Source organism: Mesorhizobium sp. B3-2-1 (genome assembly GCF_006439515.1).
In the GTDB taxonomy this organism is placed as follows: domain Bacteria; phylum Pseudomonadota; class Alphaproteobacteria; order Rhizobiales; family Rhizobiaceae; genus Mesorhizobium.
On the sequence record NZ_VFTI01000037.1, the window covers coordinates 21,842 to 45,907 of the forward strand.

Sequence of the window (24,066 nt, forward strand, 5' to 3'; positions counted from 1 at the left end):
CTAACCCTGCCGGAACCGGTATTCGGTCACGTGGTGGTAGATTGCGCCCGGCCATAGCGTCGCCTGCGGGAAATAGGGCCGGTTCGGCGCGTCCGGCCATATTTGCGGCTCCAGGCAAAAACCGCTGAAGGCCTTGTAATTTCGTCCTTCCAGGCCGGTGCGTGGCGTCACATATTGGCCGGTATAGAGCTGAACACCAGGCTCCGTGGTCCAGACTTCCATCTCGACGCCGGAATTCGCCCCTTGCACCCACGCTGCCTGCTTGAGCGGCCCGCGTGTCGCGGCCAGGCAGAAATTCTGGTCGTAGGGAAGCTGCTCACCCTCGGTCTCCATGCGCAGCGGCCGCGCATGGCGAAAATCGAAAGGCGTGCCATCGACCGGCTTCACCACGCCGGTCGGGATCATGTCGCCGTCGACAGGCAGATAGGCGCCGGCGTTCAGCATCATCCTGTGGTCGAGAATGTCGCCCGTGCCGCCATCATCGAGGTTGAAGTAGGAATGCTGGGTGAGATTGCACGGCGTCGGCTCCTCGCAGGTCGCCGTCAGTTCGACGCTCAGCGTGCCGGGAATTTTCAGCCGGTAGGTGCAGGTAACGTCGAGCGCGCCGGGAAAGCCCATCGCGCCATCGGGATCATGCAGCGTCAGCGTGACAAAATCCCTGCCATGCAGTGAAACCGTCCATGGCCGGTGGGAGTAGCCTTGCGAGCCGCCATGCAGCGTATGCTTGTCCAGGAAGTTGCGCTCGGTCTGGTACCGGTTGCCGCCAATCGTGAAGCGGCCGTCGCCGATGCGGTTGGCGTAGCGCCCAACCACGGCCCCGAAGAAGCCAGTGTCGGTCTCATAGGCCTCCAGATTGCTGTAGCCGAGGACCAACGGCGCATCATGCCCGGTCAGGCGAAGGTCCTGGACGATGGCGCCAAGCCCGATGATGTTGGCGGTGAGGCCGCCGCCCCTGATGGTGAAGCGGCGGATCGGTTCGCCCGCCTGCGTCGTGCCGAAAACCTCGCCGTCCTTCATCATCATGCCCGCAAATGCCAGTGGATCCAAAGGACTTCGGCTGGTTGTTCAGCCTGAGGCAGGTTTACCAGCCTGCCCCAGCACGAGCCTATCAGAGGCCGAGGCCGCCGATGCACACATATTTGGTATCGAGGTAGTCCTCAATGCCCTGATGTCCGCCTTCCTTGCCAAGTCCGGATTCCTTGACGCCGCCGAACGGTGCCTCCGGGGTGGTGATGAGGCCTTCATTGACGCCGACCATGCCGTATTTCAGGCCTTCCATGACCCGGAAGGCGCGGCCGAGATCGCCCGTATAGAAATAGCAGGCAAGGCCGAACTCGGTGTCGTTGGCAAGCGCGACGGCCTCTTCCTCGGTTTCGAACTTGAACACGGGTGCGACCGGGCCAAAGATCTCTTCCTTCATGAAGCGCATTTTCGGCGTCGCGTTGGCGATGACCGTCGGCTGGAAGAATGAGCCGCCGAGCGCGTGGCGATGACCGCCTGCGACGACCTTGCCGCCCTTCGAAGTGGCATCGGCGATCAGCTCCTCGACCTTCTCGACCGCCTTCTCGTCGATCAGCGGCCCCTGCTGGACGCCTTCCTCAAGGCCCGAGCCGACCTTCAGGCCGTCGCTGGCCGCGGCGAGCTTCTCGACGAACTTGTCGTAAACACCTGCCTGGACGAGGAAGCGGTTGGTGCAGACGCAGGTCTGGCCGGAATTGCGGTATTTGGCGGTGATCGCGCCGGCCACGGCACGGTCGATGTCGGCGTCGTCGAAGACGATGAACGGCGCATTGCCGCCGAGTTCCATAGACACCTTCTTGACGGTGACCGACGATTTCTGGATCAGGATCTTGCCGACCTCCGTCGAGCCGGTGAAGGTGATCTTCTTGACCAGCGGATTGGCGCAGATCTCGTCGCCGATCTCGCCGGCGGCGCCCGTCAGGATGTTGACGACGCCCTTGGGAAAGCCCACTTCCTCGGCCAGCGCGCCCCAGGCGAGGCCGGAATACGGCGTCTGCGAGGCCGGTTTGACGACGGCGGTGCAGCCTGCGGCAAGTGCGGGACCGAGCTTGCGGGCCAGCATCGAGGACGGGAAATTCCACGGCGTGATGGCGGCGATGACTCCGACCGGCTCCTTGGTCACCAGGATGCGGCGGTCCGCCCATGGCGAGGGCACGACGTCGCCGTAAGTGCGGCGGCCTTCTTCGGCGAACCACAGGATGTAGGCGGCAGCCGAACCGATCTCGCCCTTGGATTCGAACAGCGACTTGCCCTGCTCGATGGTGAGCAGTTCGGCCAGCACGTCCTGATTGTCCATCATCGCGTCATGCAGCTTGCGCAGCAGCTTGGAGCGCTCGAGCGCGGTCGTCTTGCGCCAGGTCTTGAAAGCTTCGTCGGCGGCCTCGATGGCGCGGCGTGTCTCGGCCTTGCCCGACTTCGGCACCGTGCCGATCTTGAGGCCGGTAGCCGGATTGTTCACATCGACCGTCTGGCCGCTGTCGGCCTGCACCCACTCGCCGTTGATGAGATTGGCCTGGCGCACGAAATGGCTGGTTTTCTGAAGCATGGTCTAGCCTCCGTTCGGCGCTCACGGGCCGCTATCTGGATGTCTTCGGTAAAGCGCAGGCAGGGCCGCACGCTGGAGCCATTGCTCTTAACCTAGGGAAAGCCCCGCAAGCAATCGCAAGATGGCATATAGGGGTTGGACCAGCGCAAGACGAGGGCGGGTTGGCATGCGCCGTCGTCAATCTCACCCGAAGACATGCAGGACCACCGTCAGCCAGAAAGCGGTGGTGAGGACGGCGCAGGCAGTCGCGATGGTCATCTGGTTCGACGCCAGTGCCTGGCCGGTGTTGAACTGGACGGCGATGAGATAGGAGTTGATGCCGGAGGGCAGCGCCGCCACCACGACCGCCACCTTGGCCGTCAATGGCGGCAGGCCGAGCAGCCAGACGAAGGCAAGAACCAGAGCCGGCATCAGGAACAGCTTCAGCACCGAAAGCGCCAGCGCCGGGCGAACATTGCCCGATATGCCGAAGCGGCGCAGGCTTAGCCCCATGGCAAACAGCGCCACCGGCCCGGCCGTATTCGCCAGCGCATCGACCAGCCGCATGACGAGACTAGGCAACGGCACGCCGCTGAGCCGCCATGCCAGCCCCAGGAGAATGCCGATGATCAGCGGGTTGATGAACAGCCGTCTCAGGAAGCCGCGCAGGACCCGCAACGGATGCACATGTTCGCCGCCGCCCCGGCCGAACATCTCGAACAGCACGATCGAAGCCATCATCATGATCGGCAGATGCACCGAGACCAGCAGCGACAGCACTTCGAAGCCGCTCGGACCGAATATGCCAAGGATGAAGGGGGCACCGAGCAGCACGATATTGGAATAGGCCGACGACACCCCGCCGACCACCCCGGCGCGCGCATCGCGGCCGAAGATCCGCGTGGTGACGACATGGCCCGCGGCCCAGGTGATCGCCGCGGCGGTGAAATAGGCACCCCATAGCGGCCATGGCGCCACGCCGTGGAAATCGGCCTTGACCATGGTCTGGAACAGAAGCAGCGGCATTGCCACCGAGACCGCGAAGTCGGATATCCCCTCGCCGCTCGCCGGCCTCAAATAGCCTGTGAGCCCAGCGAGATAGCCGAGCGCGACAAGACTGAAGACGAACAGGACGGTTTCGGTGAGCGGAGACATTTTTCAGGGATAGGCGACCCACGGTCGCGGCGCAATCGCGCCCGAATTTGATCATCGTCGGCAGGCAAGCTTTACCGAAGCCGGCTACACGATCCCCATGCCGCTCACCGACCAGAAGATCGATCTGGTGAAGCAGCAGCTCGCCAAAAAGTGAGGCATGAGACGCGGCCGACGCCTGGCTTGTCTTTGTGCCCGCTTTCCAATCCCTATATGCGAATGGTTGGGACCCGATGCGGACTCATGGAAGGGGTGGCGATGATCCGGTTAGCCTTGGCGTTGTTCCTGCTTGTGGTCCCCGCCGCCGCGCACGCGACGGACGCCGGCTGGGCGCTGCTGCGCGACGGCGGCCATGTCGTGCTGCTGCGCCACGCCATGGTCACCGGCACCACCGACCCCGCCAATTTCGACATCGGCAATTGCGCCACCCAGGTCAATCTGTCGGCGCGCGGCAAGCAGCAGGCAAGCAAGATCGGCGCCCTGTTTGCCGCCCGCGCGGCTCCCATCGAGCGCATTCTGTCCAGCCGCTATTGCCGCTGCCTCGACACGGCACGCACCGCCTTCGAGGCCGAGCCGGAGCCTTTTCCACCGCTCGACCTCCTGAAGGGCGACGATGCACAGAAAGCAGCGCAGATCGCCGCCATCATGAAGGAAATCCGCGCCTATTCCGGCTCCGACAATCTGGTCCTGGTCACCCATCTGGAAAACATCGTGGCGCTCACGGGCGTCGCGCCGCGCGAGGGCGAGGCGGTGGTCGTCGAACCGCAGGGCGACGGCCTGCGCGTGCTTGGCCGCGTCACCTTCTGAGGCTGCAGCTCCCGATTGCAGACGCGGCCTCCAGCGTTGCCAAAATGCCACACCGAAAAGAAGCCGCGAATTCGACATGTCAATGCCGCTTGCGACAACCCGTCGCAGGGGCTATAGGCGCGCTCCCGGTCACGAAAACCGAAGCGAGCACAACGGTTGGAGCTTTCGTCTCCGCCCGTGCAGGCGGCTTTGCCGCCCTGTGTACGGCGCCGCTTTGGGGATTGGGATCGCGGATGTAGCTCAACTGGGAGAGCGCCGGACGTAATCCGGAGGTTGTGGGTTCGAGTCCCGTCGTCTGCACCACGGATAGCTCAGCTGGGAGAGCATCAGACTCATAATCTGACTGTCGAAGGTTCGATTCCTTCTCCATTGGCCTGATAAGCCAGCACCTACCAGGTGTTATCTGAAACGGTCCGGGGACTGGAATGCTGAAGACCTAACGGACGGCCAAAGCCTTCGGGCCAAGGCCGTGTCGAAAGGTCTGACGCCATCGGCTCGCGGCCAGGCTCGCGGTGATGGTCAAGGCGCAGCGTCGCCGGCAACGGAGACTTTTGGCCTCCGGCGCCCGCTTCACTGCCCCGCGATCCGCTCCCGAGGACCCGCCACGGATTGATGCCACCAGTCCCCGGATCATTCGTGCCGGAATTGGAAGTGACACGAGAAACGAAGGGAAGATCGACGCATGACGTGACGCCTCGCATGGGGCCATGCCCGACAGGAGTAAGACAATGATGACCATTCTCGACAAGGTTCTTGGACGCGAGCGCGTCCTCGTAAAGGAAAACGAACGTGATCTCACCCTCTACAAGGGAGAGATCAAGGCTGTCCTGCTGCCGGGTGAGCACTTGCTCGCCAACCGGAACCAGAGCCTTGAGGTGTCCCGGCACGATCTGAAGAACCCGGAATTCGTTTCGGCGTACGAGAAGGCGTTGTTCGACAAGCTCCCGGACGTGGCCGCGCGTCATTTCACCGTCGTCCGCACCGGGCGCACGGAGGTCGCAATCATCGAGCGTGACGGCAACCTCCATTCCGTGCTGGCGCCGGACCGCAAGCTGGTGCTGTGGACCGATGCCGGACCGTGGAAGGTGACGATGATCGAAACGTCGGCCGATCTTGCCATCGATCCGGCGGTCATGCGCCGGCTCGGCCAGGCCCGGAAGGCGGAGTTGATGTCCGTCCATCCGGTTCTGGATGGTCAGGCCGGATTGCTGTTCGTCGACGGTGTCCTTGTGCGGACGCTTGCCGCTGGCGTGCACGGCTTCTGGAACGTCGGACGGATGGTGCAGATCAAGGTCGTCGACCTCAAGCGCCAGTCGCTCGACGTCGCCGGGCAGGAAGTGCTGACCAGGGATCGCGTCACGATCCGCGTCAACATCGCCGCCGAATACCGGGTCGTCGATCCGGTCAAGGCGGTGAGCGCGGTGAAGGACTTCTCCGAGGCCCTCTACCGTGCCCTGCAATACGCCTTCCGCAAGACGTTGGGCGCGCTCACCCTCGACCAGATCCTTGAAAAGAAGGTGACGGTCGACGAAGAGGCGGCGGCCAAGGTCCGGGCCGACATGGCCGAGATCGGGGTCGAGGTCAGCGATATCGCGCTCAAGGATGTCATCTTGCCGGGCGAGATGCGCGAGATCCTCAACCAGGTGGTTTCGGCCGAAAAGCAGGCCGAGGCCAATGTCATCCGCCGCCGCGAGGAGACGAACGCCACGCGTTCCCTGCTCAACACGGCCAGGGTGATGGCGGAGAACCCGGTGATGCTGCGGCTGAAGGAGCTCGAGGCTCTGGAAACCATCGCCGGCAAGGTCGAGCGGCTGACCGTCCACAACGGAACGGGCGGGCTGTTGAACGACCTGGTCAAGCTCCGCGACGGCTGAGCTTACGCCGCGTCAATGGAAGGGCCGCCGGGTCAACCGGCGGCCCTTCTTGCATTTCCTGGGCGCCCTGCCCATCTGCGCCCGGCTTATCAGGCCTTTTCCTGCCGGAAAAAACCGATTAGACAGCGCCCAAACGAATGCGGACAGATTCCACCCGCAAAGAAGGAAAAGCCCCTTGTCCACCACGAACTCCACCACGTTCGACAAAGTCGCGAAGATCATTGCCGACACCAGCGAGATCGATATCGACACCATCACGCCCGAGAGCCATACCATTGACGATCTCGGTATCGACAGCCTCGACTTCCTCGACATCGTCTTCGCCATCGACAAGGAATTCGGCATCAAGGTGCCGCTGGAAAAGTGGACCCAGGAAGTCAATGACGGCAAGGCTTCGACCGATGATTACTTCGTCATGAGGAACCTTTGCGCCAAGATCGACGCGCTGGTTGCCGCCAAGACCGCCTGAGGTCATCAGGGCGCGTGACTTGACGCGCTCCGTCGCCTGACCCACAAAGCCGCCCATGAGCAGCCCCCACGACGTCGTCATCACTGGTATCGGCCTTGTTTCCTCGCTGGGGGAAGGTCCCGACGCCCATTGGCAGAAGCTGGCGCAACCCGGCCGGGAGCCGGTGCTCGAAGCCGCGCGCTTTGCACCCTACACCGTCCATCCGCTGCCCGAGATCGACTGGAACCTTCAGATCGCCAAGCGCGGCGACCAGCGCCAGATGGAGACATGGCAGAGGCTCGGCACCTATGCCGCCGGACTTGCGCTGGACGATGCCGGCATCAAGGGCAATGACGAACTCTGCACGACCATGGACATGGTTGTGGCGGCCGGCGGCGGCGAGCGCGACGAAGCGGTCGACGCCGACATTCTCGCCGCTTCGGAAAACCGCAACGACCGCGACGTGCTGCTCAACGAGAAGCTGACCACCGAGCTGCGCCCAACGCTGTTCCTGGCGCAGCTGTCCAATCTGCTGGCCGGCAACATCTCCATCGTCCACAAGGTGACGGGGTCCTCGCGCACCTTCATGGGCGAGGAAGGCGCTGGCGTCGCCGCCGTCGAGACCGCGGCCGCGCGTATCCGCTCCGGCCAGTCGACGCACATCCTGGTCGGCGGCGCCTTTCAGACCGAACATTCCGACATGCTGCTCGGCTATGAGCTTGCCGGTTATCTGCATCGCGGCCCGTGGAAGCCTGTCTGGCAAAGGCAGGGCGCCGAGGGCGGCGGCGTGGTGTCGGGTTCCGGCGGCGCCTTCCTGGTGCTTGAGCAGCGCGAACACGCGGCAAGCCGGGGGCGCAAGATTTACGCCGAGCTCGGACAAGTCGTGTCCGGCCGCGCCAGGCGGTCGCGCGGAGAACTCGATGCCGAGATCGCCGCTTTGCTCAAGCAGGCGTCGCCTGGCGGCAAGCTGCTCGCCATGTCGGGCGCGTCCGGCGCACATGCGGCGACCATTGCCGAGAAAGCGGCGCTCGACGCCAATCCGGCAATCGCCGCGCGCGGCTTCTCGACGCTGACCGGGCATATGAAGGAAGCACAGTTCCCATTCGCCGTGGCGCTGGCGGCATTGGCTGTCGACCGCAAGGCCGCTTACCCTGTTTTTGACGCTACGGCCGAAAAGCCATTCGAAGGCATTCCCGCGAGCGTCCTTGCAACGGCGATCGGCTATCACCAATTCGAGGGCATGGCGCTGGTCAACGCCGCCTGAGGCGGCGTTTCGCGATCATGCCGCAGAGATAAGAGGGGCTCCCGGATGGCCAATTTCAGAGATCACATGGGCAGGCCCATTGTCGCCGTCACCGGCATCGGGGTGGTGACCTCGCTCGGCGTCGGCAAATCGGATAATTGGGCAGCGCTGACTTCGGGCAAGTCAGGCATCCACCCGATCACCCGTTTCCCGGTCGATCACCTCAACACGCGTATCTCCGGCATGGTCGACTTTCTTGCATCGAGTTCGAAGGGCGCCAGCCCCCTCACCTACGAACTGGCCGAGACGGCCGCGAGCGAGGCGGTGGCCGAATCAGGCCTTGATTCGAGCGATTTCGGCGGTCCTCTCTTCCTTGCCTCACCGCCGGTCGAACTCGACTGGCACGAGCGCTTCGCGCTCTACAATTCCGACAAGCAGGATTCCGGCGCCGAAAGGCTGCTGCGCGTGGCGCGCGGCCTGAAGGAACTCGATGTCTTCGAAACCACGCAGTTCGGCTCGATCGCCGACCGGCTCGCCGACCGGTTCGGCACGCGCGGCCTGCCGATCACGCTCTCGACGGCTTGCGCGTCCGGCGCCACCGCCATCCAGCTCGGCGTCGAGGCGATCCGTCGTGGCGAATGCAACCGGGCGCTGTCGATCGGCGCCGACGGCTCGGCGACCGCCGAGGCGTTGATCCGATTCTCGCTGCTGTCGGCTCTCTCCACCCACAACGACAATCCGGAAAAGGCTTCCAAGCCATTTTCCAAGGACCGTGACGGCTTCGTATTGGCGGAGGGGTCCGGCGCTCTGGTGCTGGAATCGCTGGAGGCGGCACTTGCTCGTGGCGCCGCCGTTCTCGGCATCCTCAGCGGTTGTGGCGAAAAGGCCGACGATTTCCACCGCACCCGCTCCAAGCCGGACGGTTCGCCGGCGATTGCCGCTGTCCGGGCGGCACTTGCCGACGCGGGCCTCGGCCAGGACGAGATCGACTATGTCAACGCCCATGGCACCTCGACGCCGGAAAACGACAAGATGGAGCACCTGTCGCTGTCGACGGTGTTTGGCGAGCGCATCGGCTCGATGCCCATCTCGTCCAACAAGTCGATGATCGGCCATACACTGTCGGCGGCGGGCGCGGTCGAAGCGGCGTTTTCGCTGATGACGATGCGCGAAAGCGTCATTCCCCCGACCATCAACTATGATAATCCCGACCCCGCGATCGTGCTCGATGTCGTGCCGAACAAGAAGCGCGATGCGCAGGTTCGCACCGTTCTGTCGAACTCCTTCGGCTTCGGCGGCCAGAACACTTGCCTTGTCATGGCGCGGGAACCGGTCTAAGCGAGCCCTTTCCGCTTAACAGAACCGACAGGCTCCATGCGCGCACTGCAACTTATCGAGGACCGCCGCCTTGAAACGGTGGACCTGCCGCCCCCGCCGCCACCCGCACTTGGCGAAGTGACGCTGCGCATCAAGGCGGTGGCGCTGAACCATATCGACGTCTGGGGTTGGCGTGGCATGGCCTTCGCCAAGCGCAAGCTGCCGCTGGTCGTCGGCGCCGAGGCCTCGGGCGAGGTCGAGGCGGTCGGCCCCGGCGTTTCCAGCCTGCTGCCCGGACAATTGGTGTCGATCTACGGCGCTCGCACCTGCGGCCTCTGCCGTGCCTGCCGCGAAGGTCGCGACAATCTGTGCGAACATGTTTCGGGCGTTCACGGCTTCCATCTCGATGGCTTCGCGCAGGAGAAGATCAACCTGCCGGCGCGCCTGCTGGTCCCCGCCCCGCCCGGCGTGACCGATATCGGGGCCGCGGTGGCGCCCGTTACTTTTGGCACTGTCGAGCACATGCTGTTCGATAATGCCAGGCTGCAGCCGGGCGAGACGATCCTCGTCCATGCCGGCGGATCGGGCATCGGCTCGGCGGCTATCCAGTTGGCCAAGCGAATGGGCTGCACGATCATCACCACGGTCGGCTCGAACGACAAGATCGACAAGGCCAAGGCGCTCGGCGCCGACCATGTCATCAACTATCGTGACGATCGCTTCGAAGGCGTCGTGCGCAAGCTGACGAAGAAGAAAGGCGTCGACGTCGTGTTCGAACATGTCGGCGCCGACACCTTTGCCGGCTCGATGCTGTGCCTGAAGCGCGGTGGCCGCCTGGTGACCTGCGGCTCAACCTCGGGCGTGTCGACGCAGATCAACCTGATGCAACTCTTCCAGCAGCAGTTGAAACTGTTCGGATCCTTCGGTTGCCGCATGGAGAACATGGCCAACGCCATGCAGAAGATGGCCGCGGGACAAGTCGCGCCGGTCATCGACACCGAGGTCGGCTTCGACGATATCGATGCCGCGTTGAAGCGCATGGAAGGCCGCGACGTCTTCGGCAAGATCATCCTGCGCGTCGCCTAGAGCCTCGATTTCCGTGCTCAAGAAGCTTCGCCGCGATCTGAAATTTCGCTATGGCAGACAACTGCGCCAGGTGAATTACTGGCTTGTCGCGCGCGCGGCGATGGTCATCATGTCGCTGCTGCGCCTGCTGCCGGTCGACAGCGCGCTGAATTTTGCCGACCGCACGGCTCGCCTCATCGGCCCAAGGGTCGGACGCCACCAGGTCGCCATCGACAATCTGCGCAAGGCCTATCCGCAAAAGAGCGACGGCGAAATCCAGGCCATCGCCTCCGACATGTGGGGCAACATGGCCCGCCTTGCCGCAGAATATATCTTCCTCGACGCCCTGTTCGACTATGACCCCGCGGCCGGCAAGCCGGGTCGGATCGAGGTCAAGGGAACAGAGCATTTCGTCGAGATCGCGGCCGAGAAGCAGCCGCACATCGTCTTCACCGGCCATCTCGGCAATTTCGAGCTGCTGCCGGTGGCGGCCGCGACCTTTGGCATGAACATCACGGCGCTGTTTCGCCCGCCCAACAACCCCTATCTTGCCGACTACATCCTTTCGACAAGGCGATCGACCATGGGAGGCTTGCTGCCTTCGATGGCCGGTGCGTCGTTCGCGCTCGCGGGGGTCTTGGAGAATGGCGGCAATATCGGCGTTCTCGTCGACCAGAAATTCTCCAACGGCCTGGACACCACCTTCTTCGGCCGCCCCTGCCAGAGCAACCGCGTGCTCGGCACCCTTGCCCGCCACTATGACTGCGATGTCTACCCGGCACGTTGCGTCAGGTTACCGGGCAACCGCTTCCGGCTCGAGATCGAGGACAAGCTGGTCCTGCCGCGCACCGCCGACGGGAGCGTCGACGTGCATGCCACCACCCAGATGCTGAACGACGTCGTCGAGCGCTGGGTGCGCGAGGATCCCGGCCAGTGGATGTGGTTCCACAAAAGGTGGGAGATCAGCAACTGGCGGCGCAAGAAGCGCGCCAAGCCGGTTCCCGTCTCAGACGCTTGAACAGCCGCCGGCGGGAACGCGAGTTCCTCCGCCAGCAGACAATATCAGCGAACAGCCAATCGTCTAGTTGGTGACGACAATGCGCGTATTGCCGAATCCGACCTCGCGCACCATCGAATAGAATGCCGCGGCATTTGCCGTATGCAGCCTTACGCAGCCATGCGAGGCCGGGCGACCGAGCTGCCTGACGGCGCCTGTTCCATGGATCGCATAACCACCATGGAAGAATACGGAATATGGCATCGGCGACATATGGTATTTTTTCGAATACCACATCCGTGCGGTCCGCTGCGGCCGGTAGGTGCCACGCGGCGTGAAATAACCTGGACGCGCCGTGGACACCGTCCACCGGTAAACCTCCAGGCCATATCTCACTGTCATAGTCTGCGATGACACATCGATCTTTGCTTCAAGCATCGCCGCCTGGCTCGCCACAGATGTGCCAAACAACGCGGTTGCCAGCACCGCGGACACAAGTAAAAACTTCTTCATGCGATCAAACCCCTTTGATTGCCCCTTGCCTGCCCGCCATCACGTTCTTTTTTCTTTTTAATGGCGGTGAACGGATAACACACACTCCTTGACCAATTGGCCAATCCAAAGCCGTGAATTTGAACGATTTCCCGCGATAGTTGCCGCAAGGACACGCTGCACGGTTTGATCGACGGGCTTGCAAAACCGTGGCGATCGCTGCTCAACTCGCGGCATGAACGAGCGACTCCTCGAGGCAATCGATAACAGGCGCGACGAGTTGGTGGCGCTGACCGCCGACCTGATCCGTTTTCCGACCATCAATCCACCCGGCGATGCCTACCGGCCATGCGCCGAGTACATTGGCGCGCGGCTTCGGAAATGCGGCTTCGAGACCGAGTTCATCCGCGCCGAAGGCACGCCCGGCGACACCGATCGCTATCCGCGCGTCAATGTCGTCGCCCGCTTCGACGGCCGGTCACCCGGCGCCTGCGTCCACTTCAATTCGCATATCGACGTGGTCGAGGCTGGCGAAGGCTGGACCGTGGATCCCTTTGCCGGCGTCATCAGGGACGGCAAGATCTATGGCCGCGGCGCCTGCGACATGAAGGGCGGCCTCGCCGCCTCCATCATCGCTGTCGAAGCCTTCATGGAGGTCTTCCCCGACTTTCCCGGCGCCATCGAGATTTCGGGCACGGTCGATGAGGAGTCCGGCGGCTTCGGCGGCGTCGCCCATCTGGCCGGGCTCGGCTATTTCTCGAAACCCAGGGTCGACCATGTCATCATTCCTGAACCATTGAACAAGGACCGCATCTGCCTTGGCCATCGCGGCGTCTGGTGGGCTGAGATCGAGACCAAGGGCGAGATCGCGCATGGCTCGATGCCGTTTCTCGGCGACAATGCGGTGCGCCACATGGGCGCCGTCCTGCGAGCCTTCGAGGACGAGTTGTTTCCGGCGCTCGACCGCAAGACGACGCGCATGCCGGTGGTGCCGGAAGGCGCCAGGCGCTCGACCATGAACATCAATTCCATCCATGGCGGCCAGACCGAGGATTTCCGGCCCGGCCTGCCCTCGCCCAACGTGCCCGATTCCTGCCGGCTGACCATCGACCGCCGCTTCCTGCTCGAGGAGGATCTGGCCACGGTCAAAAGCGAAGTGACCGGCATTCTCGAACGGCTGAAGCGCGAGCGCAAAAAATTCGACTACGAAATCCGCGACCTGATGGAAGTGCTGCCGCTGATGACCGAGCGCGACGCACCCGTGGTCAAGGCGGTGGCGCAAGGCATTCATGCGATCTTCGACCGCGAGCCCGGCTACGTCATTTCGCCAGGCACCTACGACCAGAAGCATATCGCCCGTATCGGCCATATCTACGACTGCATCGCCTATGGCCCGGGCATTCTCGACCTTGCCCACCGGCCGGACGAATGGGTCGGCATATCGGACATGGTGGAATCGGCCAAGGTGATGGCGATCGGGCTCAACGTGCTGCTGCGTGGTACAGTCGCTGGATAATGTCCGCACACGGCCAAGCTTGGATCGATCGGCGAGGCCGCCGGGAGAAAGACATTCCCGGCCCTGCCGCCGCGCAGCACGAAACGCAATTTACTCCCGCGCGAAATCACGCTTCTATCCCTTAGGTTTGAGCGCATGTTTGAGCTGATAGGGAGAGTCGCGCGATGAAATTGTGGAAAACCATTCTGGCCGCCGCGGCCGTGCTGATGCTGGCCGCCGGCACTCAGGCGTTCGCGGCGCGGACCGACCTGGTCATCGGCATTCCGCTCGAACCACCGCATCTCGATCCGACTGCGGGTGCGGCGGCCGCGATCGACGAGGTGCTTTACGCCAATGTCTTCGAAGGGCTGACGCGCATCGGCCCGAAGGGTGAGGTGCTGCCGGATTTGGCCGAAAGCTGGACCATTTCCGATGACGGCAAGGTCTACACCTTCAAGCTGCACACCGGCGTCAAATTCCACGACGGCGCCGATTTCAGCGCCGACGACGTGAAATTCTCGCTCGACCGGGCCCGCGCCGACAATTCGGTCAATGCGCAGAAGGGCCTGTTCGCGGCCATCGACAAGGTCGAGATCATCGATCCCGCAACGGTCAAGGTCACGCTGAAGAACCCGCAAGGGTCCTTCCTCTACAATATGGGCTGGGGCGACGCGGTGATGGTGTCGCCGAAATCCGCCGAAACCAACAAGGAGAAACCGATCGGCACCGGCCCGTTCAAGTTCCAGAACTGGGCCAAGGGATCATCGATCACCCTGGTAAAAGCAGACCATTACTGGGGCGCTCCGGTTTTCCTCGACAAGGTCGAGTTCCGCATCGTCCCGGATGCCGCGGCCTATGTGCCGGCGCTGCTGTCCGGCGACATCCAGGCCTTCCCCTTTTTCGATCCCGACAGCCTGGCACAGGTCAAGGACGACCCGCGGTTCAAGGTGGTGATCGGCTCGACCGAGGGCGAGACCATCCTGGCGATCAACAACAAGAAGCCGCCTTTCGACAAGCTGCAGGTCAGGCAGGCGATCTCCTACGCGCTCGACCGCAAGGCGATCATCGACGGCGCCTCGGCCGGCCTTGGCCTGCCGATCGGCTCGCACATGTCGCCAGCCAACAAGGACTATGTCGACCTCACCGGCCTCTATCCGCACAATGTCGACAAGGCCAAGGAGTTGCTGAAGGAAGCCGGGCTGGAGAACGGCTTCAAGGCGACGTTGAAACTGCCGCCGCCCAGCTATGCACGGCTGGGTGGCGAGATCATCGCCTCGGAACTTCGCGATGTCGGCATCAACCTCGAGATCATCCCGGTCGAATGGGCGCAGTGGCTGGACCAGGTGTTCACCAAGAAGGACTACGACCTGACCATCGTCTCCCACACCGAACCCAACGACATCGATATCTATTCGCGCAAGGACTACTACTTCAACTACGACAACCCGACCTTCGACAAGATAATCGCCGACCTCAACCTCACCTCCGACGAAACCAAGCGCAAGGAACTGCTTGGCGAGGCACAGAAGATCTTGGCCGACGACGCCGTGGTCGGCTTCCTCTACGAATTGCCCAAGGTTGGCGTTTGGGACGCCAAATTGCAGGGCCTGTGGGAGAACGCGCCGATCCAGGCCAATGATCTCACCAAGGTGAAATGGAGCGAGTGAGGCTTGTGGTGCGGCAGCGGTTGCGCGGGACTTCCCTTCTTCCCTTGTGGGAGAAGGTGGATTGGCGCAAAGCGCCAAGACGGATGAGGGGTGCTGGAACAAACTCAACCTGCAATTCGTCCAGCACCCCTCATCCGACCTCGCTTCGCGAGGCCACCTTCTCCCACAAGGGGAGAAGGAAGAACGCCATGCTGCCGCCTCCTCGCCTCCCATGACTGCCTACCTCCTCAAGCGCCTCGCCATCGCCCTTGCCACGCTGATCCTCGCCTCGATGGTGGTGTTCGCCGTGCTGGAAGTCCTCCCCGGCGACCCTGCGCGGCTGATGCTGGGCATGAACGCCAGCGCCGACCAGGTGGAACTCTTGCGCAACCAGATGGGCCTCAACGCGCCTCTGGCTTGGCGTTACCTGCACTGGGCCGGCGGCCTGCTCAGCCTCGATTTCGGCCGCTCCTATACCTATTCGGTGCCGGTCATCGATCTCGTGCGTGAACGGCTCGCCGTCTCGCTGCCGCTGGCGCTGATCGCGCTGGCGCTCTCCACCATCCTCGCCATTCCGGTCGGCCTGTTTTCCGCCAGCCGGCGCGGACGGGCCGGCGACACGATTTCGATGGGCGTGGCGCAGCTTGGCGTCGCCGTGCCCAATTTCTGGTTCGCGCTGATGCTGATCTATGTCTTCGCCGTCTGGCTGCGCCTGGTCCCGGCCGGTGGTTTTCCCGGTTGGAGTGCCGGTGCCTGGCCAGCGCTGAAATCGCTGCTTCTGCCGGCGGTGGCGCTTGCCTTGCCGCAAGCGGCGATCCTGGCGCGCGTCACCCGCTCGGCGCTGATCGAGGTGCTGAACGAGGACTATATCCGCACCGCCCGCGCCAAGGGCTTGCCCTATCGCGCCGTGCTGTGGCGGCACGCGCTGCGCAACGCCATGATCCCGGTGCTGACCATCCTTGGCCTGCAATTCGCCTTCCTGCTCGCCGGCACCATCATCATCGAGAATGTCTTCTATTTGCCAGGGCTCGGCCGGTTGGTGTTCCAGGCGATCACCCAGCGCGATCTGATCGTCGTCGAAAGCGTCGTCATGCTGCTGGTCGCGGCCGTCATCGCCGTCAACCTCGTCGTCGACCTTTCCTACGCGGTGGTCGATCCCCGCCTGAGGACCCGGCAATGACGCTGCGCATCGATATCCCCGACGAGACGTTCCGCAGCATCCTGGCCAAGGCGTTTGGAAATACCGCATTCGTCGCCGGCTTCATCATCACCGTGCTGATCCTGGCGATGGCCATCGTCTCCTATGTCTGGACGCCTTACGATGTGACGAAGCTGGTCATAGCGGACAAGACGCAAGGCCCCTCGCTGGCCCATTGGTCCGGCACCGACCATTTCGGCCGCGACATCCTGTCGATGATCATGGTCGGCGCCCGCAACTCGATTGCCGTGGCGCTGGTCGCCGTCGGCATCGGCATGGGGATCGGCGTGCCGCTCGGCGCCTTCGCGGCGGCGCGCGGCGGCCTCGTCGACGAGGCGCTGATGCGCGTCAACGACCTCGTCTTCGCCTTCCCCGCGCTGCTGTCGGCGATCATGATCACCGCCATTTTCGGGCCGGGTGCCGTCAACGCCATCATCGCCATCGGTATCTTCAACATTCCGGTCTTTGCCCGCGTTGCCCGCGCCGGCGCGCTTGCCATCTGGCCGCGCGAATTCATCCTTGCCGCGCGCGTCGCCGGCAAGAGCAGCACGCAGATATCGATCGAACACGTGCTGCCCAACATCGCCACGTTGCTGCTGGTGCAAGGCACAATCCAGTTCGCGCTGGGCATCCTGGCCGAAGCCGGGCTTTCCTATCTCGGGCTCGGCGCGCAGCCGCCAATGCCGAGCTGGGGCCGCATGCTGTTCGACGCGCAGACGCGCATGGTGGTGGCGCCGTGGATGGCGATCTTCCCCGGCATGGCGATCGTCGTCACCGTGCTCGGCCTGAACCTCCTGGGCGACGGCATCGCCGACATTCTCGACCCGAAATCGCGGCGGCAGCGATGAGCCTGCTCGAAGTCGACAATCTGTCGCTGACCATCGGCGACACCCCAATCCTGAAGAACATAGAGCTGTCCGTCGCTCCAGGCGGGGTGATGGGATTGGTCGGCGAATCCGGCTCCGGCAAATCGATGACCGCGCTGACGGTGATGCGGCTCCTGCCCCATGCCGCACGCGCCACCGGCCGCGTCACATTCGACGGCATCGATATCCTGACGGCAACCGAGGACCAGATGTGCGCCCTGCGCGGCGACGACATCGGCATGGTGTTCCAGGAACCGATGACAGCGCTCAATCCAGTCAAGACGATCGGCGAACAGGTGGCCGAAGGCATACGCTGGCACGTTAGGGCGAGCCGCGCCGAGGCCGAGGAGCGGGCGCGAAAAATGCTCGACCGCGTCGGCCTGCCCGAAGCGAAATTCCCGCTGTCGCGCTATCCGCACGAACTGTCCGGCGGCCAGCGCCAGCGCGTCGTCATCGCCATCGCCTACGCGCTGAAGCCGAAGCTGCTGATCGCCGATGAGCCGACGACGGCGCTCGACGTGGTGCTGCAGGCGCAGATCCTCGACCTCCTGCGCGACCTCGTGGCGGAGAACCGCATGGGCCTGCTGCTGATCTCGCATGATCTGGCTGTCGTGACCGAGATGGCGGACCGCATCACCATCCTGCGCCATGGCGAGGTGATGGAAGCAGGCGACACCGCGCGCACGCTCTCCGGTCAGCTCCACCCCTATACGCGCCAACTGGCGCAGGCTTCGATGCATGTTCCGGCGCGCGCCAGGCCTCACAGTGTCGGGACGGACAAACCTTTGCTCCAGGTCGAAGGCGTCACCCGCGATTACCCCGGCCGCCGCATCTCGCTGTTCAGGCGCGCGCCTGCTATCCGCGCGGTCGACAACGTCTCCCTGTCGATGGCGCCGGGCCAGTCGGTGGCGCTGGTCGGCCGCTCCGGCTGCGGTAAGTCGACCCTTGCCCGCATGATCCTGGCACTGGACAGACCGGGTTCAGGCACGATCCGGTTTCGCGGCGAAGCCATCACCGGCAAGAGCGAAGCCGAGCTGAAGCCGGCCAGGCGCGACATGCAGGTCGTTTTCCAGGACCCCTACGGCTCCTTCGATCCACGCCAGAAGGTCGAGAGGCTGGTCGCCGAGCCGTTGCATGTCCTGGCGAAAAAACCGACGCGCGCCGAGCGCCGGGAGATGGTGGCGCATGCGCTCCACGAGGTCGGCCTCGACCAACGCGACATGGACAAATACCCGCACGAGTTTTCGGGCGGCCAGCGTCAGCGCCTGTCGATCGCCCGCGCCATCATCACCCGCCCGAAACTGGTGGTCGCCGACGAGCCGGTCTCGGCGCTCGATGTCTCGATCCGCGCCCAGATCCTCGACCTGTTCGCCGATCTCAACCAGAAGCTTGGCATCGCCTATCTCTTCATCACCCATGACCTTACCGTCGCCCGCGCCATCACGGATGAAGTGCTGGTCATGCATGACGGCAAGATCGTCGAGCGCGGCAAGACCAACGAAGTGCTGGACCACCCGCAATCCGAGGCCGCCAGGGCGCTGGTCACCGCCGCCCCGGATTTGCATCGCGCGATCGCTCGTCGGCTGCAGGAACAGGGGTGAGCAGCCGGTTCGCGAAGCGAATCCATCGTGCCGGTGGCACGATGGAAGGCCGCGAACGCCGGGGAGCTGCCGCAGGCAGTAGGCCCCCCGGCCGGGACATCCGCCCCTACTCGTCCGGCTTCACGACATCGACCGGGCTGATGTCGAGCAAATCGAGCGTGCGGCGCAACAGGCGCACCTCGGTTTCGGCCAGCTGCGAATCCGCCTTGGCGATCTCGGCCATGTGCTGCGCCAATTGCTTGCGCCGCTCGATGTCGAGGTCGCGGAACAGCGCGATCGCCTGCGAGCCGTTGGTCTCGTAGCCGAATTCGTTGAGATATTCGATGACGCTGTCGATGCTGGTTTCCGGAATGCCGAAGGCATCCTTGCAGATGCGCCGGAAGGCAACCATCTCGCTCTCGCTGACCGTGCCGTCGGCCAGGATCATGCGGAACAGCATCAGCAGCTCCGCCGACAGGACGGGATCGTCCGCGACCTTGCGCACGCCAGGGTCGCCGTCGAAGATCGAGCGTATCTGGTCCAGCAACGCGAATGCCATGAACGGCCCTTTCCGATTCCCTTCAAATAGAATTAGCGCGGAATCGGCCTTGCGCAAACGGGGTGGTCGTGGTCGAACGCGCGCTATCTCAGCCGACCGGACATCTCGACCCATCAGATGATCGACCTCACCGCCCAGTCCATCGCCATGCTCGCCTTCGCGGCTTTCGCCGCGGGTTTTGTCGATTCGATTGCCGGCGGCGGCGGACTGATCACCATTCCGGCGCTGCTACTGGCCGGTTTCTCGCCGGTCGAGGCGCTTGGAACCAACAAACTGCAAGGCATGTTCGGCTCCGGGTCGGCGACGATCCACTATGCCTCGAAAGGCCATGTCGATCTGCGCCGGCAATTGCCATCGGCGCTGCTTGCCCTTGCCGGCGGTGCCATCGGCGCATTGCTGGCCACGATCGTGCCCGGCGACCTGCTGCGCGCGGCCCTGCCGCTGGTGCTGATTGCCATCGCGCTATATTTCGCCCTCAAGCCCAACATGAACGATGTCGACCGCGCCGAGCGCCTGTCGCCCTTCCTGTTCGGCGTGACCCTGGTGCCGGCAATCGGCTTCTATGACGGCGTGTTCGGGCCGGGGGCCGGTTCCTTCTACATGCTGGCCTTCGTCGCTCTTGCCGGCTACGGCGTGCTCAAGGCGACCGCGCACACCAAGCTGCTCAATTTCGCCTCCAACATTGGCGGCTTCATCGTTTTTGCCGCCGTCGGCGTCATCTCGTGGAAAATCGGCCTGATGATGGGCGTTGCCCAGTTCCTCGGCGCCCGGCTTGGTGCCAGCCTTGCCATGCGCATTGGCGCCAAACTGATCAAGCCGCTGCTGGTCATCGTCTGCGTGGCTCTGGCGGTGAAGCTGCTGGCGGATCCGGCCAACCCGCTGCGCGTCATGATTGGTGTGTGATCACGCGCCTGTTACAATGACATTGTTCGAATCATGTTGGAGGGACCAGACATGAATCTCAGCGCGCCTACCCAGATTGTCTTCATCATCTCCCTTGTTATCGCCATCATCGGTCTTCTCGCCGGGTTTGGCGTCCTTGCGTTCATTCCGCTCGCATCGGTGTGGATCATGCTCGTCGCCTACATCGTGCTCGCCGCCGGCTGCCTGATGCGCGGCGCGTAAATACCAGAAATCCTGGATAACGTGGAGCGCCCGGTCAAAAGCCGGGCGCTTTTGATGTTGGGCGGTGGTCTGCTAGATTCTTCACTGCGGAGGAAAGCGATGCCGGTGGAGATGCAACACCGCAAGGAACGCGACCAGTCCATTGCCGGTCGCTTCGAGATGCTGCGGCGCGTCCCCGGCGCTGAACTCGCCGGTGTCGTCACTGACATCTGCGGTTACCGCGAAACTGCTCCCGGCCATTTTCGCAATGTCGAGTATGCATCGCTGACGGTGCCGTTGGTGATCAGCTTCGCCGAACCGTTCGCCATCGGCCTCGGCAGGGCGCCTGATGACAATGACCGCTTCGCCAGTTTCGCCGCCGGCCTTTTCGCCGGGCCGGTGATGATCGAATCCTTCGGCGGAGCCTGCTGCGTTCAGGTCAATTTCACCCCTCTTGGCGCATGCCGCTTCTTCCGCCTGCCGATGAGCGAATTGACTGACAGCATGGTCGTCCTCGATGACTTGCTTGGCGCGGAAGGCGCGGCGCTGCGCGAACGGCTCGGCAACGCGCCTGATTGGACGGCACGTTTCGATATTGCCGAAGCCTTCGTTGCCGCTCGCCTTGAGAGCGCCATTGAGACTCCGCTCGAAATCGCCTGGGCCTATGACCGCATCATCGCGTCCGGCGGCCGGACCCGGATTGCATCCATTGCCGAGCGGCTGGGCTGGAGCCGCAAACACCTCGTCGACAAATTCTCCGACGCGACCGGCATCGGCCCCAAGACGCTATCGCGCATCGTCCGTTTCAACCGGGCGCTCCGCCTGTCGAGGCGGCCGACCGCCGACTGGGCCGATGTCGCCGCCGATTGCGGCTATGCCGATCAGGCGCATCTGGTGCGCGAGTTCCGCGTTCTTGCCGGCGAGACGCCGACGGCACTTTCGGCCAGGTAACATTTCTTCAAGACGCCGGAACGGCCTTCGAACAGTGTGAGGAATAGACCAACCCAGATGAAGGAGGTTCCCATGCCCGCAACCACTGAAGCCCCCCGCCTCTACCCTGCCCTGCGTTACAAAAACGCGGCGAAAATGATCGACTGGCTCTGTGAAGCCTTCGGCTTCAGCGTTCGCGCCCGCTATGGCGAAGGCGATGTCGTGCACCATGCCGAACTGCTCTTCGGCTCTTCGATGATCATGTTGGGCACGGTACGCGACGACGACTACGGCAAGATGGTCGGCGAACCCGGTTCAGGCGGCGGCAAGTCGATCTATATCGCCGTCGACGATGCCGACGCCGCCTACGCCAAAGCCAGAAAGGGCGGCGCGACGATCATCCAGGAACTGACGAACCGCGATTATGGCAGCCGCGAATTCATCTGCCGTGATCCCGAAGGCAATGTCTGGTCGTTCGGCACCTACTGGCCGAAGGCAGGTGAAAAGGCTTGAATCAGCATGCTTGTGTCCGCCAAGTCGCGGCATGGATCCTCGGGTCTGCGCCGCGTCGCTGCGCTCCTTGCTCCGCCCGTGGATGACGAAGTGTCGGGCGTTTCAGCTGATCGCCTATGTTACGGGCTTACCGAGCAAGCCCAAAAATCGCGTCACAGTCGAGATGGCCCTCCAGCTCGGCCGCGACCTCGTCCAGCGCCCGCTCGACCTCGGCCCGGTAATCGATGCCCCCGCCTTTGATGCCGAGGCTTTCGAGGAATTTTCCCCGAAAGGCATCGGCGCCGAACAGACCGTGCATATAGGTGCCGATCACCTTGCCGTCGGCGGAGATCGCACCATCCTCGACGCCGTTGATGATCGCCGACGGTCGCCTGGTGTCCGGGCCGGTGGTGCGGCCGAGATGAATCTCGTAGCCCTCGAGCGGCAGGTCGAACGGCACCGAGCGGGCGCTGACATTGCGCACCGTCTTCTCCGGCTCCATCACCGTTTCGATATCGAGCAAACCCAGCCCTTCGGCCTCGGTGACGCTGCCTTCGATGCCGTCGGGATCGCGCACCACGCGGCCGAGCATCTGGAAGCCGCCGCAAATGCCGACGACATGGCCGCCGCGCTTGCGGTGCGCCGCTAAGTCCCGGTCCCAGGCATTCTCGCGAAACTTCAAGAGGTCGCCGATCGTCGACTTGGAGCCGGGAATGACCACCAGCCCGGCATCGGCCGGCAGCTTCTTTCCCGGAGGCACGAAGACCACCTCGACCTGCGGCTCGGCCTTGAGCGGGTCGAGATCGTCGAAATTGGCGATGCGGCCAAGCACCGGCACCGCCACTTTCAGCGCGCGCGCTTCGCCGGACGCCAGCCGCTCCAGCACCACCGAATCCTCCGAGGGCAGCCGGGCCGCCGCCTTCAGCCACGGCACGACGCCAAAACAGCGCCATCCCGTGAATTTCTCGATCGCCTTCAGGCCGTCATCGAACAGCGAAACATCGCCCCGGAACTTGTTGATGAGGTAGCCGACGATCATGCGCCGGTCCTCTTCCGGCAGGATCAGATGCGTTCCGGCGACCGAGGCGATGACGCCGCCGCGATCGATGTCGCCGACCAGCACCACCGGCACGTCGGCGCGCGTGGCAAAACCCATATTGGCGATGTCGCGACTTCTGAGGTTGATTTCGGCTGGCGAGCCGGCACCCTCGACGATGACGAGATCGGCGCCCTCGCCGACCTTGCCCCAGGAATCGAGCACCGCATCCATCAGCCGGCTCTTCAGCGCCTGATAGTCGCGCGCCCGCGCTTCGCCGAACACCTTGCCCTGGACGATGACCTGGGCGCCGACATCGGTCTGCGGCTTGAGCAGCACCGGGTTCATATGGACCGACGGCGTAACCCCGCAAGCGATCGCCTGCAGCCATTGCGCGCGGCCGATCTCGCCGCCGTCATGGTTGTTGTCACCGGGAATATCGGCAACGGCAGCGTTGTTCGACATGTTCTGCGGCTTGAACGGCCGCACCTTCAGGCCGCGATTCCTGGCGGCGCGGCACAGCCCGGCGACCAGCACCGTCTTGCCGACATCCGAACCCGTGCCTTGCAGCATGATTGCCCTAGTCATCAGCTCCGGCCCTGCGTCGCGGTTCCGGTAATCGTGGATTTCTGCGCCAGCGGCCCGCCGCGCCAGATATAAAGCGCCAGCAACGGTTCCTTGCCCGTGCGCATGGCATGGTTGACATTGGAAGCGTGGTGGACGACCTCGCCGGCTTCACGCGTGCGAAAGCCGCCCTCGCCCATGCGCCATTCGGTGCCGCCGGTCAGCGGAATATAGATCTCCTCGGCAACGTGATGGTGGTCGGGATAGACGATCCCGGGCCCAAGGATCAGCAGGCCGGCCGCGACAACGTCATTGGCGAAATGGCCGCGCGTGCCGAAGATTTCCAGCCAGCCGTAATTGTCGATGAAATCTTTTCCGAAATCCGCTTCGCTGTAAGTCTGCCCCCAATGGAGGTCGTTGCGCTGCCGTGCCAGCAATTGCACCAGCGGTTTCGCGGCCGTCGGCGCCAGCTCAGTCGCGCGATCCAAATGGCGCAGGCAGCCAAGCGCATGCGGCTCCAGATCGCGGGCCGGCATGTCCCAGCCGATGCGCGCCACGGCCTCGCGCACCGGGGTGTCATCGACGGAAGCAAGATAGGCGTGGAACTGTCCCAACAGCTCATCGAATTTTGTCGTCACATCTTGCTCCGGGCATGC

Annotated in this window: 23 protein-coding genes and 2 tRNA genes; 18 read left to right on the forward strand and 7 right to left on the reverse strand. The window is 63.6% G+C overall.

Annotated features, from left to right (window positions below; genetic code table 11):
* The 3 genes from FJW08_RS28085 to FJW08_RS28095 all read right to left on the reverse strand — a co-directional run bounded on the left by FJW08_RS28085 (position 1) and on the right by FJW08_RS28095 (position 3,700).
* On the reverse strand, positions 1 to 1,023 hold the full coding sequence (locus FJW08_RS28085; RefSeq protein ID WP_140813156.1) for an aldose epimerase family protein: 1,023 nt from the start codon (positions 1,021 to 1,023) through the stop codon (positions 1 to 3).
* A gap of 85 nt (positions 1,024 to 1,108) precedes the next feature.
* A complete protein-coding gene (locus FJW08_RS28090) occupies positions 1,109 to 2,566 on the reverse strand; it encodes an NAD-dependent succinate-semialdehyde dehydrogenase (RefSeq protein ID WP_140813157.1) in 1,458 nt (485 codons plus the stop codon).
* Positions 2,567 to 2,749: 183 nt separating this feature from the next.
* Positions 2,750 to 3,700: an AEC family transporter gene (locus FJW08_RS28095; RefSeq protein WP_140813158.1), complete on the reverse strand. Its 951-nt coding sequence runs from the start codon at positions 3,698 to 3,700 to the stop codon at positions 2,750 to 2,752.
* Positions 3,701 to 3,955: 255 nt separating this feature from the next.
* On the opposite strand from FJW08_RS28095, the gene FJW08_RS28100 reads away from it, so the two are divergent.
* From FJW08_RS28100 to FJW08_RS28140, 9 genes are all read left to right on the forward strand, one after another.
* A complete protein-coding gene (locus tag FJW08_RS28100; RefSeq protein ID WP_140813159.1) occupies positions 3,956 to 4,504 on the forward strand; it encodes a histidine phosphatase family protein in 549 nt (182 codons plus the stop codon).
* Between the two features lie 229 nt (positions 4,505 to 4,733).
* Positions 4,734 to 4,807 (forward strand) — tRNA-Tyr (locus tag FJW08_RS28105).
* Positions 4,808 to 4,809: 2 nt separating this feature from the next.
* Positions 4,810 to 4,877: transfer RNA gene (locus FJW08_RS28110), tRNA-Met, on the forward strand.
* Between the two features lie 358 nt (positions 4,878 to 5,235).
* Positions 5,236 to 6,378, forward strand: a complete 1,143-nt coding sequence (locus FJW08_RS28115; RefSeq protein WP_181183077.1) for a slipin family protein — start codon at positions 5,236 to 5,238, stop codon at positions 6,376 to 6,378.
* Between the two features lie 175 nt (positions 6,379 to 6,553).
* Positions 6,554 to 6,847: an acyl carrier protein gene (locus tag FJW08_RS28120; RefSeq protein WP_140813160.1), complete on the forward strand. Its 294-nt coding sequence runs from the start codon at positions 6,554 to 6,556 to the stop codon at positions 6,845 to 6,847.
* Between the two features lie 55 nt (positions 6,848 to 6,902).
* Positions 6,903 to 8,090: a beta-ketoacyl-ACP synthase gene (locus tag FJW08_RS28125; protein WP_140813161.1), complete on the forward strand. Its 1,188-nt coding sequence runs from the start codon at positions 6,903 to 6,905 to the stop codon at positions 8,088 to 8,090.
* Between the two features lie 45 nt (positions 8,091 to 8,135).
* Positions 8,136 to 9,407 (forward strand): beta-ketoacyl-ACP synthase, encoded by a 1,272-nt coding sequence (locus FJW08_RS28130; protein ID WP_140813162.1) that lies wholly within the window; start codon positions 8,136 to 8,138, stop codon positions 9,405 to 9,407.
* A 36-nt stretch (positions 9,408 to 9,443) separates the two neighbouring features.
* Positions 9,444 to 10,472: a zinc-binding dehydrogenase gene (locus FJW08_RS28135; RefSeq protein ID WP_140813163.1), complete on the forward strand. Its 1,029-nt coding sequence runs from the start codon at positions 9,444 to 9,446 to the stop codon at positions 10,470 to 10,472.
* Between the two features lie 13 nt (positions 10,473 to 10,485).
* Complete coding sequence (locus FJW08_RS28140; RefSeq protein WP_181183074.1) at positions 10,486 to 11,469, forward strand: lipid A biosynthesis lauroyl acyltransferase; 984 nt, start codon at positions 10,486 to 10,488, stop codon at positions 11,467 to 11,469.
* A 63-nt stretch (positions 11,470 to 11,532) separates the two neighbouring features.
* Here the strand turns inward: FJW08_RS28140 and FJW08_RS28145 are convergent, their stop codons facing one another.
* Positions 11,533 to 11,961, reverse strand: coding sequence for a L,D-transpeptidase (locus FJW08_RS28145; protein WP_140813165.1), 429 nt, complete (start codon positions 11,959 to 11,961; stop codon positions 11,533 to 11,535).
* Between the two features lie 214 nt (positions 11,962 to 12,175).
* Between FJW08_RS28145 and FJW08_RS28150 the strand changes: the two genes are divergently transcribed.
* From FJW08_RS28150 to FJW08_RS28170, 5 genes are all read left to right on the forward strand, one after another.
* Positions 12,176 to 13,456 (forward strand): acetylornithine deacetylase/succinyl-diaminopimelate desuccinylase family protein, encoded by a 1,281-nt coding sequence (locus FJW08_RS28150; protein WP_140813166.1) that lies wholly within the window; start codon positions 12,176 to 12,178, stop codon positions 13,454 to 13,456.
* Positions 13,457 to 13,620: 164 nt separating this feature from the next.
* Positions 13,621 to 15,102: an ABC transporter substrate-binding protein gene (locus FJW08_RS28155; protein ID WP_140758279.1), complete on the forward strand. Its 1,482-nt coding sequence runs from the start codon at positions 13,621 to 13,623 to the stop codon at positions 15,100 to 15,102.
* Positions 15,103 to 15,313: 211 nt separating this feature from the next.
* Positions 15,314 to 16,261: an ABC transporter permease gene (locus tag FJW08_RS28160; protein ID WP_140813187.1), complete on the forward strand. Its 948-nt coding sequence runs from the start codon at positions 15,314 to 15,316 to the stop codon at positions 16,259 to 16,261.
* A complete protein-coding gene (locus FJW08_RS28165) occupies positions 16,258 to 17,127 on the forward strand; it encodes an ABC transporter permease (RefSeq protein WP_140813167.1) in 870 nt (289 codons plus the stop codon). The genes FJW08_RS28160 and FJW08_RS28165 overlap by 4 nt, the downstream gene beginning before the upstream one ends.
* The gene (locus FJW08_RS28170) at positions 17,124 to 18,746 is read left to right on the forward strand and encodes a dipeptide ABC transporter ATP-binding protein (RefSeq protein WP_140813168.1); all 1,623 of its coding nucleotides are present in this window, start codon (positions 17,124 to 17,126) and stop codon (positions 18,744 to 18,746) included. Before FJW08_RS28165 ends, FJW08_RS28170 begins: the two co-directional genes overlap by 4 nt.
* Before the next feature lie 106 nt (positions 18,747 to 18,852).
* On the opposite strand, the gene FJW08_RS28175 is transcribed toward FJW08_RS28170, so the two are convergent.
* Complete coding sequence (locus FJW08_RS28175) at positions 18,853 to 19,284, reverse strand: TerB family tellurite resistance protein (RefSeq protein WP_140758276.1); 432 nt, start codon at positions 19,282 to 19,284, stop codon at positions 18,853 to 18,855.
* Positions 19,285 to 19,401: 117 nt separating this feature from the next.
* Here FJW08_RS28175 and FJW08_RS28180 point away from each other — a divergent pair, with 117 nt between their 5' ends.
* From FJW08_RS28180 to FJW08_RS28195, 4 genes are all read left to right on the forward strand, one after another.
* Entirely contained in the window at positions 19,402 to 20,187 is a 786-nt protein-coding gene (locus tag FJW08_RS28180) for a TSUP family transporter (protein ID WP_140813169.1), read from the forward strand.
* Positions 20,188 to 20,238: 51 nt separating this feature from the next.
* Positions 20,239 to 20,409 carry a hypothetical protein gene (locus tag FJW08_RS28185; RefSeq protein WP_140758274.1) on the forward strand — a complete coding sequence of 57 codons (171 nt, stop codon included), beginning with the start codon at positions 20,239 to 20,241 and terminating at the stop codon, positions 20,407 to 20,409.
* Between the two features lie 99 nt (positions 20,410 to 20,508).
* A complete protein-coding gene (locus FJW08_RS28190; protein WP_140813170.1) occupies positions 20,509 to 21,339 on the forward strand; it encodes an AraC family transcriptional regulator in 831 nt (276 codons plus the stop codon).
* Positions 21,340 to 21,411: 72 nt separating this feature from the next.
* Positions 21,412 to 21,831, forward strand: a complete 420-nt coding sequence (locus FJW08_RS28195; RefSeq protein ID WP_140813171.1) for a VOC family protein — start codon at positions 21,412 to 21,414, stop codon at positions 21,829 to 21,831.
* Between the two features lie 127 nt (positions 21,832 to 21,958).
* Here FJW08_RS28195 and FJW08_RS28200 read toward each other — a convergent pair whose 3' ends face one another.
* Positions 21,959 to 23,434 carry a cobyric acid synthase gene (locus tag FJW08_RS28200; RefSeq protein ID WP_140758271.1) on the reverse strand — a complete coding sequence of 492 codons (1,476 nt, stop codon included), beginning with the start codon at positions 23,432 to 23,434 and terminating at the stop codon, positions 21,959 to 21,961.
* A complete protein-coding gene (locus tag FJW08_RS28205) occupies positions 23,434 to 24,048 on the reverse strand; it encodes a dimethylsulfonioproprionate lyase family protein (RefSeq protein WP_140758270.1) in 615 nt (204 codons plus the stop codon). Before FJW08_RS28205 ends, FJW08_RS28200 begins: the two co-directional genes overlap by 1 nt.
* Positions 24,049 to 24,066: the final 18 nt, after the last annotated feature.

Bases quoted from the DNA above. Each gene is read 5' to 3' on its own strand.
- FJW08_RS28085 (WP_140813156.1), bottom strand. From the start codon at position 1,023: ATGATGATGAAGGACGGCGAGGTTTTCGGCACGACGCAGGCGGGCGAA.
- FJW08_RS28090 (WP_140813157.1), bottom strand. From the start codon at position 2,566: ATGCTTCAGAAAACCAGCCATTTCGTGCGCCAGGCCAATCTCATCAAC.
- FJW08_RS28095 (WP_140813158.1), bottom strand. From the start codon at position 3,700: ATGTCTCCGCTCACCGAAACCGTCCTGTTCGTCTTCAGTCTTGTCGCG.
- FJW08_RS28100 (WP_140813159.1), top strand. From the start codon at position 3,956: ATGATCCGGTTAGCCTTGGCGTTGTTCCTGCTTGTGGTCCCCGCCGCC.
- FJW08_RS28115 (WP_181183077.1), top strand. From the start codon at position 5,236: ATGACCATTCTCGACAAGGTTCTTGGACGCGAGCGCGTCCTCGTAAAG.
- FJW08_RS28125 (WP_140813161.1), top strand. From the start codon at position 6,903: ATGAGCAGCCCCCACGACGTCGTCATCACTGGTATCGGCCTTGTTTCC.
- FJW08_RS28130 (WP_140813162.1), top strand. From the start codon at position 8,136: ATGGCCAATTTCAGAGATCACATGGGCAGGCCCATTGTCGCCGTCACC.
- FJW08_RS28135 (WP_140813163.1), top strand. From the start codon at position 9,444: ATGCGCGCACTGCAACTTATCGAGGACCGCCGCCTTGAAACGGTGGAC.
- FJW08_RS28145 (WP_140813165.1), bottom strand. From the start codon at position 11,961: ATGAAGAAGTTTTTACTTGTGTCCGCGGTGCTGGCAACCGCGTTGTTT.
- FJW08_RS28150 (WP_140813166.1), top strand. From the start codon at position 12,176: ATGAACGAGCGACTCCTCGAGGCAATCGATAACAGGCGCGACGAGTTG.
- FJW08_RS28155 (WP_140758279.1), top strand. From the start codon at position 13,621: ATGAAATTGTGGAAAACCATTCTGGCCGCCGCGGCCGTGCTGATGCTG.
- FJW08_RS28160 (WP_140813187.1), top strand. From the start codon at position 15,314: ATGACTGCCTACCTCCTCAAGCGCCTCGCCATCGCCCTTGCCACGCTG.
- FJW08_RS28165 (WP_140813167.1), top strand. From the start codon at position 16,258: ATGACGCTGCGCATCGATATCCCCGACGAGACGTTCCGCAGCATCCTG.
- FJW08_RS28170 (WP_140813168.1), top strand. From the start codon at position 17,124: ATGAGCCTGCTCGAAGTCGACAATCTGTCGCTGACCATCGGCGACACC.
- FJW08_RS28175 (WP_140758276.1), bottom strand. From the start codon at position 19,284: ATGGCATTCGCGTTGCTGGACCAGATACGCTCGATCTTCGACGGCGAC.
- FJW08_RS28180 (WP_140813169.1), top strand. From the start codon at position 19,402: ATGATCGACCTCACCGCCCAGTCCATCGCCATGCTCGCCTTCGCGGCT.
- FJW08_RS28185 (WP_140758274.1), top strand. From the start codon at position 20,239: ATGAATCTCAGCGCGCCTACCCAGATTGTCTTCATCATCTCCCTTGTT.
- FJW08_RS28190 (WP_140813170.1), top strand. From the start codon at position 20,509: ATGCCGGTGGAGATGCAACACCGCAAGGAACGCGACCAGTCCATTGCC.
- FJW08_RS28195 (WP_140813171.1), top strand. From the start codon at position 21,412: ATGCCCGCAACCACTGAAGCCCCCCGCCTCTACCCTGCCCTGCGTTAC.
- FJW08_RS28200 (WP_140758271.1), bottom strand. From the start codon at position 23,434: ATGACTAGGGCAATCATGCTGCAAGGCACGGGTTCGGATGTCGGCAAG.